13 protein-coding genes are annotated in these 14,173 nt (G+C 62.0%); 5 read left to right on the plus strand and 8 right to left on the minus strand.

Translation table 11 applies throughout. From position 1 onward, the window contains the following. Nucleotides 1-10: 10 nt before the first annotated feature. Entirely contained in the window at nt 11-991 is a 981-nt protein-coding gene (locus LPJGGPFB_RS06415) for a homoserine kinase (RefSeq protein ID WP_173419230.1), read from the plus strand. Continuing rightward, a complete protein-coding gene (rnhA, locus tag LPJGGPFB_RS06420) occupies nt 988-1,455 on the plus strand; it encodes a ribonuclease HI (protein WP_173419231.1) in 468 nt (155 codons plus the stop codon). The genes LPJGGPFB_RS06415 and rnhA overlap by 4 nt, the downstream gene beginning before the upstream one ends. A 46-nt stretch (nt 1,456-1,501) precedes the next feature. Here the strand turns inward: rnhA and LPJGGPFB_RS06425 are convergent, their stop codons facing one another. Together LPJGGPFB_RS06425 and LPJGGPFB_RS06430 are read right to left on the minus strand one after the other, a co-directional pair. After that, a complete protein-coding gene (locus tag LPJGGPFB_RS06425; protein ID WP_112808529.1) occupies nt 1,502-1,987 on the minus strand; it encodes a peroxiredoxin in 486 nt (161 codons plus the stop codon). A gap of 142 nt (nt 1,988-2,129) precedes the next feature. Beyond that, nucleotides 2,130-2,978, minus strand: coding sequence for a protein-disulfide reductase DsbD domain-containing protein (locus LPJGGPFB_RS06430; RefSeq protein ID WP_173419232.1), 849 nt, complete (start codon nt 2,976-2,978; stop codon nt 2,130-2,132). Nucleotides 2,979-3,159: 181 nt separating this feature from the next. Here LPJGGPFB_RS06430 and LPJGGPFB_RS06435 point away from each other — a divergent pair, with 181 nt between their 5' ends. Next, nucleotides 3,160-3,753 carry a YqgE/AlgH family protein gene (locus LPJGGPFB_RS06435; RefSeq protein ID WP_412728311.1) on the plus strand — a complete coding sequence of 198 codons (594 nt, stop codon included), beginning with the start codon at nt 3,160-3,162 and terminating at the stop codon, nt 3,751-3,753. Between the two features lie 117 nt (nt 3,754-3,870). Here the strand turns inward: LPJGGPFB_RS06435 and LPJGGPFB_RS06440 are convergent, their stop codons facing one another. From LPJGGPFB_RS06440 to thrC, 4 genes are all read right to left on the minus strand, one after another. Beyond that, on the minus strand, nt 3,871-6,780 hold the full coding sequence (locus LPJGGPFB_RS06440; protein WP_173419233.1) for an EAL domain-containing protein: 2,910 nt from the start codon (nt 6,778-6,780) through the stop codon (nt 3,871-3,873). Then, on the minus strand, nt 6,780-7,391 hold the full coding sequence (locus LPJGGPFB_RS06445) for a GNAT family N-acetyltransferase (protein ID WP_173420966.1): 612 nt from the start codon (nt 7,389-7,391) through the stop codon (nt 6,780-6,782). The genes LPJGGPFB_RS06440 and LPJGGPFB_RS06445 overlap by 1 nt, the downstream gene beginning before the upstream one ends. Nucleotides 7,392-7,581: 190 nt before the next feature. Continuing rightward, nucleotides 7,582-8,883: a M16 family metallopeptidase gene (locus tag LPJGGPFB_RS06450; RefSeq protein ID WP_173419234.1), complete on the minus strand. Its 1,302-nt coding sequence runs from the start codon at nt 8,881-8,883 to the stop codon at nt 7,582-7,584. A 16-nt stretch (nt 8,884-8,899) separates the two neighbouring features. Continuing rightward, nucleotides 8,900-10,300 (minus strand): threonine synthase, encoded by a 1,401-nt coding sequence (gene thrC / locus LPJGGPFB_RS06455; protein WP_173419235.1) that lies wholly within the window; start codon nt 10,298-10,300, stop codon nt 8,900-8,902. A gap of 280 nt (nt 10,301-10,580) precedes the next feature. On the opposite strand from thrC, the gene LPJGGPFB_RS06460 reads away from it, so the two are divergent. Next, complete coding sequence (locus tag LPJGGPFB_RS06460) at nt 10,581-11,129, plus strand: hypothetical protein (RefSeq protein WP_173419236.1); 549 nt, start codon at nt 10,581-10,583, stop codon at nt 11,127-11,129. A 74-nt stretch (nt 11,130-11,203) separates the two neighbouring features. On the opposite strand, the gene LPJGGPFB_RS06465 is transcribed toward LPJGGPFB_RS06460, so the two are convergent. Both LPJGGPFB_RS06465 and LPJGGPFB_RS06470 read right to left on the minus strand, forming a co-directional pair. Continuing rightward, on the minus strand, nt 11,204-12,310 hold the full coding sequence (locus LPJGGPFB_RS06465; protein WP_173419237.1) for an ABC transporter substrate-binding protein: 1,107 nt from the start codon (nt 12,308-12,310) through the stop codon (nt 11,204-11,206). A 231-nt stretch (nt 12,311-12,541) separates the two neighbouring features. Further along, entirely contained in the window at nt 12,542-13,237 is a 696-nt protein-coding gene (locus LPJGGPFB_RS06470) for an HAD family hydrolase (RefSeq protein WP_173419238.1), read from the minus strand. A gap of 179 nt (nt 13,238-13,416) precedes the next feature. Between LPJGGPFB_RS06470 and LPJGGPFB_RS06475 the strand changes: the two genes are divergently transcribed. Beyond that, complete coding sequence (locus tag LPJGGPFB_RS06475) at nt 13,417-14,085, plus strand: GntR family transcriptional regulator (protein ID WP_173419239.1); 669 nt, start codon at nt 13,417-13,419, stop codon at nt 14,083-14,085. The last annotated feature ends 88 nt before the right edge of the window (nt 14,086-14,173 follow it).

The following is a 14,173-nucleotide window of genomic DNA, read 5'->3' on the forward strand; positions in this document are numbered from 1 at the left end:
GTGAACAGCCGTGGCAGTGTACACCGATATCACGGAAGACGACCTGAGCGCCTTTCTGGAGGCCTATGACGTCGGTCAGCTGACGTCCTACAAGGGCATTGCCGAGGGCGTCGAAAACTCCAACTTCCTGCTGCACACGACGAAGGGCGCCTATATCCTGACGCTCTACGAAAAGCGCGTGAATGCCGGTGATCTGCCATTCTTCCTCGGGCTGATGCATCACCTGGCCGATCGTGGGCTTTCCTGCCCGCTGCCCTTGCCGCGCGCCGATGGCGAGCTTCTGGGCGAATTGTCCGGTCGTCCGGCCGCCGTGATCTCGTTCCTTGAAGGCATGTGGCTGCGCAAGCCCGAGGCCAAGCATTGCCGCGAGGTCGGCAAGGCACTGGCCGAGATGCATCTGGCAGGCCAAGGCTTTGACCTGAAGCGCCCCAACGCGCTCTCGGTCGGTGGCTGGCGGCCGCTCTGGCTCAATTCCGAGGCGCGCGCCGATGAGGTGCAGGTTGGTCTGAAGGACGAGATTTCCGCCGAACTCGCGCATCTCGAAAACCACTGGCCGAAGAGCTTGCCGGACGGTGTCATCCACGCCGATCTGTTTCCCGACAATGTCTTCTTCCTCGGCGACCAGCTGTCCGGCCTGATCGACTTCTATTTCGCCTGCAACGACCACCTCGCTTACGACGTTGCTGTCTGCCTTAACTCGTGGTGCTTCGAGAAGAACGGTTCCTACAATATCACCAAGGGCATGGCGCTGCTTTCGGGCTACGAGAGCGTGCGCAAGCTGACGGCCGAGGAAGTTGAAGCCCTGCCGCTGCTCTGCCGCGGTTCGGCGCTGCGCTTCTTCCTGACGCGCCTGTACGACTGGCTGATGACGCCGGCCGGCGCACTGGTCGTCAAGAAGGATCCGCTCGAATACCTGACGAAGATCCGTTTTCACCGAGCGATCGTTTCCAGCGCCGAATATGGTCTGCGGATCGAAGAGGCCTCCGTATGAAACACGTGGATATCTTCACCGACGGTGCCTGCTCGGGCAATCCGGGGCCGGGCGGCTGGGGCGCGGTGCTGCGCTATGGCGATGTGGAAAAGGATCTGTGCGGCGGCGAGGCGGAAACCACCAACAACCGCATGGAGCTTCTGGCAGCTATCTCGGCGCTCGACGCGCTGAAGAGCGAGTGCGAGGTCGATCTGCACACCGACAGCAAATATGTGATGGATGGCATCTCCAAGTGGATCCACGGCTGGAAGAAGAACGGCTGGAAGACGGCAGACAAGAAGCCGGTGAAAAATGGCGAACTCTGGCAGGCGCTGGACGCCGCCAACCGTCGTCACAAGGTGACCTGGCACTGGGTCAAGGGCCATGCCGGCCATCCTGAAAACGAACGTGCCGACGAACTCGCCCGCAAGGGCATGGAGCCCTTCAAGAAAGGGCGTCGTTCGGATTCTCTTCTCGTAAAATAAAAAAAACGGGCCGTCAGGGCCCGTTTCCATTTGCTAGTATCTGCTCTCAGAGCTGTTCCAGGATCGCCGCGGCCCCCGATACGGTCGCCTGGCCCGGGCTCTCTTCGAGGTTGAGCTTTGTGACCACGCCATCTTCGACCAGCATGGAGTAACGCTTCGAGCGGATGCCGAGCGTGCCGGCCGAGAGGTCGATGTCCATGCCCAGCGCCTTGGTGAAGGCAGCATTCCAGTCCGAGAGGAAGTGGATCTTGCCCATGCCGCCCGACGTCGTCGCCCAGGCGCCCATGACATGCAGATCGTTGACGGCGACCACGGCGATATCGTCGATACCGCGTGCGAGGATCGCGTCGCGGTTTTCCAGATAGCCGGGGAGATGGTTGAGTGAGCAGGTGGGCGTGAACGCGCCCGGAACGGCAAAGAGCACGACGCGCTTGCCCTTGAAGAGCTGTTCGGTCGTCACTTCCACCGGACCATCGGCGGTCTTTTCCTTGAAGGTTGCGGTGGGCAGCTTGTCTCCGACGGCAATGGTCACGGCATTCTCCTTGCGTTGCGCGCATGGCCAGACCTTCATTGCGGAAAGGCGTTGTCGCGGCTTCGAGTTGTCTTGCGTCCGGCTATCTCCGGCGGTCGTCGTTCGACGCAACCACCTGAAACGCCTGGACTATAGAGCTGCATCAATCAAAGGCAAGGGTCGTTTCCATGCTGCGCTCGCCGGCGCGAACCGTGAGAATGACCGGCTTTCCCTTGAGTGTCTTGTCCTTGGTCGAGAGCCGCACGGGGATCTCGGCGCGAAGCTCGGCGCCACTCGTCTGGGTGACGACGGGCTTGCCGAAGGCGACGCCGGAAGGGCCAGCCAGAAACAGCTCGCGATGATCGCTGCCCCTATCCGGTGGCAGTTGCAACGTCAGCTCCACCGCTGCCTTCTGCTCGTCATAGACGGCTGTTGTCACCTTGAAATCCTCGGACGGGGCCTCGGGCAGGGCAGCGACCGCGCCATCGATGCGGGCGGCATCGAGCGGATTGTCGAAGTCGCCCTGCTTGAGTGTCAGCTCCAGTTTGCCTTGCACCGGAATGCAGATGTCCTCGCAGATCCCAAGAAACACCGAGGCGCGGATGTTCACGTCCCCGTCACCGTGCACGCGCTTCAGCGTCAGCGGAAAGGCAACGGATTTGTCATAGCCGACATAGTGCACGACACCATCGTCGAATGTCTTGGGAACGGGAAAGCCGATCTTGTCCAGGACGACGCCCTCGGTTGGATCAAGGGTGATCTGCGGAGGAATACCGCTGGCGCCGGGCTCGCGCCAATAGGTCTTCCAGCCGGGGTTCAGCTTGACCTCGAGCGTTGCCGGGATCGTGCCATCCTGTTGCGGCGGAGCGGCGACGAGACGGACCATGCCGCCTGTCGATGTCATCCATTCGCTTGTCGCAGCCTGGGCGCCGACGGGCAGAAAAAATGCAACAAGAAGGCTTGCCCTGCCGATGCGCTGGACCATGTTCTCATATGTGGGGCGTTTGATCATGGCCAAAGCAATATCGCTTTTACCGGCAGCGCTCCAGACGCCCCTTTGGGCGCGGAGATCATAAATGTTTGATCAGGCAGGGCACGGTAAACGCGCTACGTGCATTATTTGGCGGTCGCGACGTTGAAGCGCTTTTCATTTCGCGGCGAATTGGTAGGCTATCTGCATTATGGCAATAACCATGGCACAGAAGAAACGGGAACGCGGTTTCCTTGACGGTCAGTTCCTGATCGCCATGCCTGGGATGTTTGACACGAATTTTGCCCGCACCGTCATTTTCATCTGCGCCCATTCGGACGACGGCGCCATGGGCTTCATCCTCAATCGGCCGCAGCAACTGACCTTCCCGGATGTGCTGATGCACCTCGACATCCTTGACGAGGATGAGGCTATCCGCCTGCCGGCGATGACGCGTGACTTCCAGATCCAGGCCGGTGGGCCGGTCGAGACCGGACGTGGTTTCGTCCTGCACTCCGACGACTATTTGAGTGATTCAAGCATCCCTGTCAGCGACGATATCTGCCTGACCGCCACACTCGACATCGTCCGCGCAATCTCGCGCGGAGAGGGGCCGCATCGCGCCACGATGATGCTGGGCTATGCGGGCTGGGGGCCGGGCCAGCTCGAAGCGGAAATCACCCAGAACGGTTGGCTGACTTGCCCCGCGCGCGACGAGTTGATCTTCGACAAGGCGCTTGGCGATAAATACGATCGCGCTCTCGCTTTGATGGGCGTCAGCCCGGCGATGCTGTCGATCGAAGCCGGCCACGCCTGAAGCCAGGCGCTGAGATACCGACAATCAATGTAGGTGTTGCACGTCGACCAGATTGGCCCGTGTGGCCATCGGGCTGCGTCATATCCGCAGCCCGCGGTTGGTCCGCCCTTTGCGGGCCTAAGCCCGCTTCATCAGAGGAAACCGCTCTTTCAACAATCGCTGGATGGACTCCGAGCCGATCGGCGGGCCAAACAGGAAGCTCTGGCCATAGTCGCAACCCATCTGCGCGAGCTGGATCGCGTCTTCCTCGGACTCGATGCCTTCGGCCACCACCTGCATTTCAAGTTCGCGCGCCATTGTGATCACCGAGCGCAACAGAATGCCGCGTTTGTCGCTCGGGTCTCGCACCAGCGCCTTGTCTATCTTGATCGTGTCGAAGGGGAACCGGGTGAGATAGGACAGCGACGAGTGGCCCGTGCCGAAGTCGTCGAGCGCCAGCTTCAGCCCGGCCTCCTTCAACTTCTCGAGCACCAGCCGCGCCTGTTCCGGGTTCTCCATCACGAGAGATTCCGTCAGTTCCATCTTCACCTTGGTCGGGTCGCAACGGTTCTTGTTGAGAACGGCTCGAATGTCGTCATAGAGCTCGTTGTTGAGCAGCTGCGCGCTGGAAAGGTTGATCGACACGAAGATCGGCAGGTCGCCGGTTTGGATCTGCCATTCCGTGAGGTCGCTGGTTGCTTTGTCGAAGGCGAACATTCCGAGCTGGTTGATCAGGTCGGAATTCTCGGCGATCGGGATGAACTCGGTCGGCGAGACGTTGCCGCGCTTGGGGTGGTCCCAGCGCATCAGCGCCTCGAAGCCGGCGATCTCGGCGTCGCTGAGCCGCACGATCGGCTGATAGACCAGCGACAGTTCCTTACGTTCGATCGCGCGCTTGAGATCAGCCTCAAGCTGCATGCGATCCGAGCCGGAAGTCCTGAAGGCCGGGCGGAAGGGCTCGACACGGTTGCCGCCTTCCTTCTTGGCGCGGAACATCGCCAGCTCCGCATCGTCGATCAGGCCGGCAGCGCTCTGTTCCTGGTCGAGCCACGAGACGAGGCCGATCGAGGCGGTGAGATTGATTTCCCGGTTGCCGTAGTTGAGCGGCACCATGATCGCCTTGCTGACTGCGTCGGCGAAATCGGCGACCTTCGCCGGATCCCGTTCCGACATCAGGATCAGCCCGAACTGGTCGCCGCCGAGGCGCGCGAGCGTATCCTGCGGACGCAGCAACCGGCGCAACCGGCGCGTCAGTGCGATCAGGATGTTGTCGCCGGCGGCAATGCCGAGCAGGTCGTTGACCTGCTTGTAGCGGTCGATGTCGATGGCAAGCACGGTCGGACGTGCCGTCGTCGTGCTGTCGGCCATCAAGAGGATCGATTGCAGGCGGTCGAGGAAGACCTGCCGATTGGGAAGGCCGGTCAGATTGTCATGCAATGCGTTGTGCAGCAGGCGTTCGACCGAATTGCGCTGCTCTGTGATGTCGATGATCGTGCCGACGCAGCGGATGATTTCGCCATTGGCGCCCAGCACCGGGCGAGCGCGGATCGACAGCCAGTGATAATGGCCGTCCTCGGCACGCACGCGGAATTCGTGGTTGAGCTTGCCGCGGCGATGTTCAAGCAGGACATCGAGGGTGGCGCGGAAGCGATCGCGATCGTCAGGGTGCAGCCGCGGCAGCCAGTTGCGAAGCGGCCCGTGCATCGAACCCATCGACAGGCCGAGCTGCAGCGAGATGTCGGGAATGGTGACCACCCGGTCGCGTGCCACGTCCCAGTCCCAGACCGTGTCGCCGGAGCCTGTAAGCGCCAGCGACTGGCGCTCGAGATCGGAAAACAGGCCCTGTTGATAGGCGCCGCCGGCAAAGGCGTGCTGCATGACGGTAAAGCCGATCAGGAGCACGATGAGAACCAGGCCGCCGCCAAGCGCCGGCTGAACGATGTCGTTGGCCAGCTGGCCGGTGACAGTCAGCCACGCGCCGAACAGCCAGACAAGAATGAGCAGCCAGGCGGGTACCAGCAGGATGGCGCGGTCGTAGCGGTTGAAGCCGAGATAGGCGATCAGCACGATGCCGACGGTTGCCGTCAATGCAAAGGAGAGGCGGGCGATGCCCGATGCAATGGCCGGATCATAGACGGCAACGCCGAAGAGCAGGCCGAGGCCGAGGATCCACGCGAGCGTCGCGTAACCCAGATGCTGGTGCCAGCGATTGAGGTTGAGATAGGTAAACAGGAAGATCACGAGGCCCGCCGCCAGGAAGACTTCGGTGCCCGCGCGCCATATTCGCTCGTCGCCGGCCGTCACGCTGATGAGCTTGGAGAGGAACCCGAAATCGACGCAGATATAGGCAAGCACTGCCCAGGCAAGTGCTGCCGTTGCCGGCAGCATTGACGTTCCCTTAACCACAAACAGGATTGTCAGGAACACGGCGAGGAGGCCGGCGATGCCAAGCACGATGCCGCGATAAAGCGTAAACGCGTTGACTGTGTCCTTGTAGGCGTCCGGCTGCCAGAGATAGATCTGCGGCAGTTCCGGCGTCGCCAGTTCCGCGACGAAGGTGATGACGGCGCCCGGGTTGAGGGTGATCTGGAACACGTCCGAATCGTCGCTCGGCAGCCGTTCGAGTGCGAAGCCCTCGCTCGGCGTGATCGACAGGATGCGCTGCGACCCCAGGTCGGGCCAGAAGAGTTTGGAATTCACCAGCCGGAAATGCGGCGCGACGATCACCCGGTCGAGCTGCTCGCCGGAAACATTGGCGAGCGCGAACACGGCCCAGTCGCCCTGGTGGTTCTCGGTGCTGGAGCGCACCTCGATGCGACGGACAATGCCGTCGGCACCCGGCGCCGTCGAAACCTGGAAGGCTTCGCTGCGACCGCTATAGATCTCGGTCGTCGCGGTCAGGTCGAGTGCGGTGTCTTCGCGCGAAATCTTGACGGGCTCAAGTGCATGGGCAACGCCACCAAAGGCGCCGAAAAGTGTCGTGAGAGCGATCAGAAACGCTGCCAGCTTCGAGGCTGACCATGCGAAGGGCGAGCGGGTTAGAGGCATCAAAGGGGCAATTTCCTGTTCGGTACGGCATCATCGGACAGGAGGGAGAAAAGCACATGGTCACGCCATTGCCCGTTTATCCTCAAGTACTGTCTTAAGTAGCCTTCACGCTCAAAACCGGCCTTTTCAAGGAGCCGGATGCTTCTTGAGTTCTCCGGAATACAGGCTGCTTCAATACGGTGCAACTCAAGGCTCGAAAAGATGTAGGGAATTGCAAGCTTGAGGGCGGCAAACATGTGACCGTGGCCGGCGTGGCGCTCGCCCATCCAGTAGCCGATCATGCAGTTTTGCCCGGCGCCGCGGCGGATGTGGCCGATGGTGAGCCCGCCGAGCAGGGCTTCGGCAGGCTTGTGGAAAAGAAAGAGCGGCACGGCCTGACCGGAGGCGAATTCCTGCTCGTTGCGGATGACGCGGCTGCGAAAGGCGCTTTCCGTCATCTCATCGGCGCGCCAGCTCGGTTCCCACGGCTCGAGAAAGCTGCGGCTCTCGCTTCTCAGCTGGTACCATTGGCGATAGTCGGCGTAACGGGGGAGGCGGAGCAGGTAATCCTGATTGGCGATCTCGACCGTCTCGGGCTGCCGCGACAGGAACCGAAAAACCGATCGTGTCATATGTGCCTCCGAGGCCTTCCAGTTGAACGCGCGGAGTTTCTTGACCGCCCGGCGCACAGTGCCCCTCGCGCTGTCGCAAATCCAAGCGTTGCACAACTTTGCGCACAAATCGAATCCGATTTTACGAAAAGTCGCAAACACTTCGCCGACCGGGCGCTATCGTTCGCCCGGTCGAAACCCGGTGGCCGGTTCAGCTTGCGACGGCGTGTGCGACCGCGGGCTTTCCTGTCAGTGACGACAGGATATCGTTGATCGGCGCCAGCTGTTCGAGCGGCCCGATCGCCGACAGCGTCGGGGTGGTGTCGAAGAACAATCGACCTGCCAAGTCGGTCAGGCGTTCGATGGTGATGCCGGAGAGGCGTTCCATCAGCTCGTCGTTCGGGATCGGACGGCCGTAGAGCATCATCTGGCGGGCGATCTGGCCTGCGCGTGCGGCCGGGCTTTCCTGGCCCATCAGCAGCTGGGCGCGGATCTGGGCGCGGGCGCGCTCGATTTCCTGCTGCTCGATGTTCATCGACGACTTGCGCAGCTCGTCGACGATGACAGGCATCAGTTCCGGCAGGTTTTCTCCGCCGGTCGCCGCATGCACACCGAAGATGCCGGTATCGGAGAAGCCCCAGTGGAAGGCATAGACCGAATAGCAGAGGCCGCGGTGCTCGCGCACTTCCTGGAACAGGCGCGAAGACATGCCGCCGCCCAGAATGTTGGCGAGAATCTGCGAACAGTAGAAGTCACGGGCGTGATAGGCCTTGCCTTCGAAGCCGAGCAGGATCTGCGCGTCCATCAGGTCGCGGGTTTCGCGGCTTTCGCCGCCGGTATAGATCGCCGTCTCGAGAACCGGCGTTGCCAGCGGTGTGCGCGGCAGGGTCGAAAAGCGTTCCTCGACCTGGCGCACAAAAGCCTCGTGCTCGACGGCCCCGGCGGCAACGACGAACATCCGGTCGGTGGTGTAGTTGCGGCCGAGATACTGGCGGATCTGGTCTGCCGAGAACGACATCACCGTGTCGGGCGTGCCGAGGATCGGGCGTCCGACCGTCTGGTTGCGATAGGCGGTTTCGGCGAAACGGTCGAAGACGACGTCATCGGGCGTGTCGTCGGCAGCACCGATCTCCTGCAGGATCACCTGCTTTTCGCGGCGCAGTTCTTCCTCGTCGAAGCTCGATTCGGTGAGGATGTCGGCAAGAATATCGACCGCCAGCGGCACATGGTCCTTGAGAACACGCGCATAATAGGAGGTCGTTTCGGTCGAGGTCGCGGCGTTGACTTCGCCGCCGACATTCTCGATTTCCTCGGCGATCTGGCGCGCGGTGCGCCGGCCGGTGCCTTTGAAAGCCATGTGCTCAAGCAGATGGGCGATGCCATGTTCGCCCACGGTTTCGTTGCGTGAACCCGATTTGATCCACACGCCGAGCGCCACGCTTTCGAGATGCGGCATATGCTCGGTTACCACCGTCAACCCGGAAGGGAGCCGGGTGCACTCAACTTTCATCATACGTTTCTTCTCGTTCTTACCCCTGGAGGCGGGTGCGCTCGCCGATAAAGGTCTCGACGCTCTTCAGATCCGCTTCCAGGATATCGAAACGCTCCTCCCTGTTCATTAGGTCAGCAAGCCACGTCGGAAGCGCCGGGTCAATACCACTTGCCGATTTTACGGCGTCGGGGAATTTGGCGGGATGGGCGGTCGCGAGCGTCACCATCGGGGCCGAAGCCTTCTCGTGCTTGGCCGCCACGAAGACGCCGATGGCGCTGTGCGGATCGAGCAGGTAGCCGGTCTCTTCCAAGGTCTTGGCGATGGTCTTGGCGACCTCTTTCTCGGAGGCGCGGCCGGCGCGGAACTCTTTGCGGATCGCCTTCAGCGCCTTTTCGCGGATGGCAAAGGAGCCGGACTGCTTGAGGCTGTCCATGGCGGAGCGGACTTCGGCCGGGTCGCGATCGTTGGCTTCGAACAGTAGCCGCTCGAAGTTCGACGAGATCTGGATGTCCATCGACGGCGACGTGGTCGCCCTGACGCCACGCATTTCGTAGCGGCCGGTCTTCAGCGTGCGGGCGAGGATGTCGTTTTCGTTGGTGGCGACGACAAGCTTGTCGATCGGCAGGCCCATGCGCTTGGCGACGTAGCCGGCGAAGATATCGCCGAAGTTGCCGGTCGGCACGGTGAAGGAGATCTTGCGGTCCGGCCCTCCGAGCGCAATGGCGGTGGTGAAATAATAGACGATCTGGGCCATGATCCGCGCCCAGTTGATCGAGTTGACGCCTGAAAGCTTGACGCGGTCGCGGAAGGCGACATCGTTGAACATGCCTTTGACGAGGTCCTGGCAGTCGTCGAAATTGCCTTTGACGGCGATGGCGTGGACGTTGCCGGCCTTCGAGGTCGTCATCTGCCGCTGCTGGACCGGCGAAACCTTGCCATGCGGGAAGAGGATGAAGATATCGGTGCGCTCGCGCCCGGCAAAGGCGTCGATGGCCGCACCACCGGTATCGCCCGAGGTTGCGCCGACGATGGTTGCCCGTTCGCCGCGCTCGGCAAGCACATAGTCCATCAGGCGGGCGAGCAGTTGCATCGCCACGTCCTTGAAGGCGAGCGTCGAGCCGTGAAACAGTTCCATGACGAAGGCATTGGGACCGGTCTGGACGAGGGGGGCGATCGCCGGATGACGGAACGTGGCATAGGCCTCGTCGATCATCTCGCGAAATTTGGCCGAGGGGATTTCACCGTGGATGAAAGGCTCGAGGACGGCGAAGGCGATGTCCTGATAGGATTTGCCGCGCAGCGCCCGGATCTCTTTCTTGGACAGGGTCGGCCATTCCTTGGGAAGGTAGAGGCCGCCATCGCGCGCAAGGCCCGCAAGCAGTGCATCGCAAAAGCCGAGGGGGGCGGCCTCGCCGCGCGTCGAGATATACTTCACCATCCTAGTCCTTCGTCTTGCCTTCGGATCGCGGCGACCCTATGCGAACCGGCCGCGGTGCGTCTGTCTTATTGCGTCAGTCCTTGACAAAGTCCCCACGCATTCTTGTCACCCGTGCAATTTCCGGTCTCAAGCGTCGTTTCGGAAAATTCCGATCGAGGCGTTTGACCCAATCGATTTTTCAATTCGCCGCTGCTATAGACGATGCCCGAAGGCCATGAAAGGCCTTCCGGCCGAGATTTCGGTCAAGGAGTTTCAACCGGTTCAGTAGAGGTTGTTCAACGTGTTTGGCAAAGTATCCCGGCCTGTCCTCGCAATATCATTTCTCGCGATCCTCGCCGGCTGTAACAAGACGCAATCCGGTGGAGCAATCGATGCGGGCGGCAGCGCCGCCGCCCCGACACCGGCCGTTGTCCAGGCCGCATGCCCGCAGGTAATCCTGAGAGACGGCACCTCGTCGTTCCGGACCTACGCAAAGGGCGGTAAGGACGACCCAACCAAGGTCATCTATCAGGTGTCGCTTGCCGATACGACGCGGCAATGCGTGCTGAGTGAGACTGCGATGACGGTCACCGTTGTGGTTCAAGGCCGTGTCGTCAGCGGTCCGGCCGGCGGCCCCGGCAAGGTCACCATGCCGATCCGCGTAGCGGCAACGGATGAAGAAAAGACGCTCTATTCCGAGTTGGTCCAGCACGTGGTCGAGGTCCCCGCAAGCGGTTCGACTCAATTCGTCTTCACCAAGGCGGACGTCACACTGCCGGCTGGTTCCGGTTCCAATGCCAAGGTCTACGTCGGCTTCGATGAAGGTCCGCCGGCCAAGCGCAAGAAGTAAGCGGCTGTATCCACTGCCTGAAACGAAAAACGCCGGGGCATGCCCCGGCGTTTTCATGTCTTGATGCTAAGCGATCACTCGGCCGCGACGCTCTTGCCGCCTTCCCACTTGTAGAGGGAGAAGGCCTGCGAGGTCAGGTCACCGGCTTCGCCGTAGGTGAGCTTGCCCAGCACCGTGTCAATCGCCTCGCCGGACTTGATCGCGGTCGCAACCGCAGTCGCATCCTCGGCGGAACCAGCCTTCTCGATGCCGGCCTTCAGCACCTGCACGGCGGCATAGGCGTTGAGGGTAAACGCTTCGGCCGGAATGTTCTTGACCTTCAGCGCCTCGACGGCCGGAGCCGACGCCGGGTTGCGGGTGGCGTCGCTGGCATTGGTGTAGATCGTGCCTGCAGCAGCTTCGCCGCCGATTGCCCAGAACTCGGTGTTCGACAGGCCGTCGCCGCCGAAGATCTGTGCGGTCACGCCCTGGTCGCGCATCTGGCGTGCGAGCAAGCCGCCTTCCGGATGGTAGCCGCCGAAATAGACGACATCGACCTTTTCGGCCTTCAGGCGGGTGACGATGGCGCTGAAGTCCTTGTCACCAGGGTTGAGGCCTTCATAGACGACTTCGGTGATGCCACCGGCGTTGATGCCCTTCTTGAAGCCGTCGGCCAGCCCCTTGCCATAGGGCGCCTTGTCGTGCAGTACGGCGACCTTCTTGTCCTTGAGGTTCTTGACCACATAAGCGGCTGCGACCTCGGCCTGCTGGTCGTCGCGACCGCAGGTGCGCAGCACGTTCCAGAGACCGCGGGTGGTCAGGTCAGGTGTGGTGGCCGTCGGCGTCACCATCAGGATGCCGTTTTCGGCGAGAACGTCGGAAGCTGCCATCGACGTGCCCGAAAGCACCGGGCCGACAACGAAGCGGATGCCTTCACCCGCTGCCTGGTTTGCCACCGACACGGCCTGCTTGGGGTCGCCAGCGTCGTCCATCATCTTCAGGACGATCTTTTCGCCGTTGATGCCACCGGCCTTGTTGATCTCTTCTGCGGCCGCTTCCGCGCCGTTCTTGACCTGCTCGCCATAGGCCGCGACCGGGCCGGTCAGCGGCGTGATGACGCCAACGGTGATATCGGCAAAGGCGAGCGGCCCGAAGGCAACGCTGGCTGCCAGGGTCAGGCCCGTCAACAGTGAAAGACGCATGGTGTTTCCTCCTAGAAATACCCCTTGTGGGGCTTGGCTGATATGGCCCTCGTGCGCGGTGCGAAAACCGGGGAGATCTTCGGAGGGACAGTGATCACACATCAATGTGACATCGTGTCCCTCGGCGCCCAATCCGACGCCCGCCGTGATGGCCGAGAGCTTTTTCCCGCCCCGGTGAAATAGTCCGGGGCGAAAGGGATCTGCAGGCGGCTTGCGCCCGCGTGTGCCGGTTCAGGCCGTCATCGATTCCGACCATTCGGAAAGAGCGGCGATCACGCCCGGCAGTGCCGACATGCGCGAAATCACCGTTTCGGCGCCTGCTTCAGTCAGCTGGTCGGCATGCGATGGGTGGGTGTGCGAGCCGCCGGTAAAGCCGACGACCCGCATGCCGGCCGCGCGCGCACCATGAATGCCGTGCACCGAATCCTCGATGACCAGGACCCGGGAAGGGGCGACGCCCATCTGCTTGGCGCCGTGCAGGAAGATATCCGGCTTCGGCTTGACCCGGTCCGCTCCCAGATCGCGGGCGGAGTAGATGTGGCGGCCGAAGTGGTCCTTGATGCCGACCTTGCCGAGCATCATGGCAAGCCGCGCCGAGGTCGAGTTGGAGCAGATGCAGTGCGGCAGCTTGAGCTGCGCCAGCATCGGCTTGACGCCGTCGATGATGTTGAGGTCGCGCGCAAGACGCTCGTCGAGGATGGCGTCAACCTTGCTGATGAGCTGGGCCGAAAGCGGGACGCTCGCTTCCTTTTCGATCTGCAGCAGCGTGTTCTGCCAGGTCATGCCGGCGAAGCGCTCTGCCATTTCCTCGACGCTGATCGGATAACCGGCTTCGGTCAAGAGGGCCGCTTCGACTTCCGAGGCGATGATTTCCGAATCGACGAGAACGCCGTCGCAATCGAAGATGATGAGATCGATACCGTTCATTTAAGTCAGTTCCCTGGGAGAAGGAGGCGCCGCAGGCAGGGGGAGGGTCTCTTTCGCGGCGCGTGCTTTTGTACGCCGAAGGTTTATACGATGGCGGCCGAAATCTCAACCTTTGGAAATCGTCGAAAGGCCGCTGTCGCTTGCTCGACAGGCCCTGCCGGCCCCTCTAGATGTAGCCGATGGACAAGCAACGGGACGATACGATCGCAAGCCGCATCAGCCGGGCACTGGCCGAGAGGATCATCTCGGGTGCGCTGACGCCGGGCGAGCGTTTGCGCCAGGACCACATCGCTGAGGAATTCGGCGCAAGCCACGTGCCGGTACGTGAAGCGTTCAGGCTGCTGGAGGCCCAAGGGCTTGCCGTCAGCGAACCGCGTCGCGGTTTTCGAGTGGCAGCGTTCGATCTGAAGGAGGTCCGCGAGGTCGCCGAAATGCGGGCGGTTCTCGAAGTGCTGGCGCTGCGCCATGCGATCCCGCATCTGACGGCCGCCATCCTCGATCGGGCGGAGGCGGCCACGGTCGCGGCCGATACGTCGCGCGACGTCCGCTCCTGGGAGGCTGCCAATCGCGCTTTCCATCGGTTGCTCCTTACGCCCTGCGGCATGCCGCGGCTGCTGGCCTCGATCGACGATCTGCATGCGGCGAGCGCCCGCTTTCTGTTTTCGGCCTGGCGGAGCAGCTGGGAAGCGCGCACCGATCACGATCATCGCGCGATCCTTGCCGCCTTGCGCGAAGGGCGAGGCGACGAGGCGGCGAAAATCCTCGAGCGCCATGTCGGCTGGATCGGCAAAACGCCGGTCAAGACCGCTACGGGCGAGACGCGAGAGGCGTTTTCCATCGTCGGATAGGCTTCCAGCGCAGCCGTTACGTTCCGGCTGCGGTCTCCTTCGGAAAATTATCTATAATTTTGTTTTTCTCTATTCTGCGGTCTGTTGC

The organism is Ensifer adhaerens (assembly GCF_013283195.1).
GTDB lineage: Bacteria > Pseudomonadota > Alphaproteobacteria > Rhizobiales > Rhizobiaceae > Ensifer > Ensifer adhaerens_G.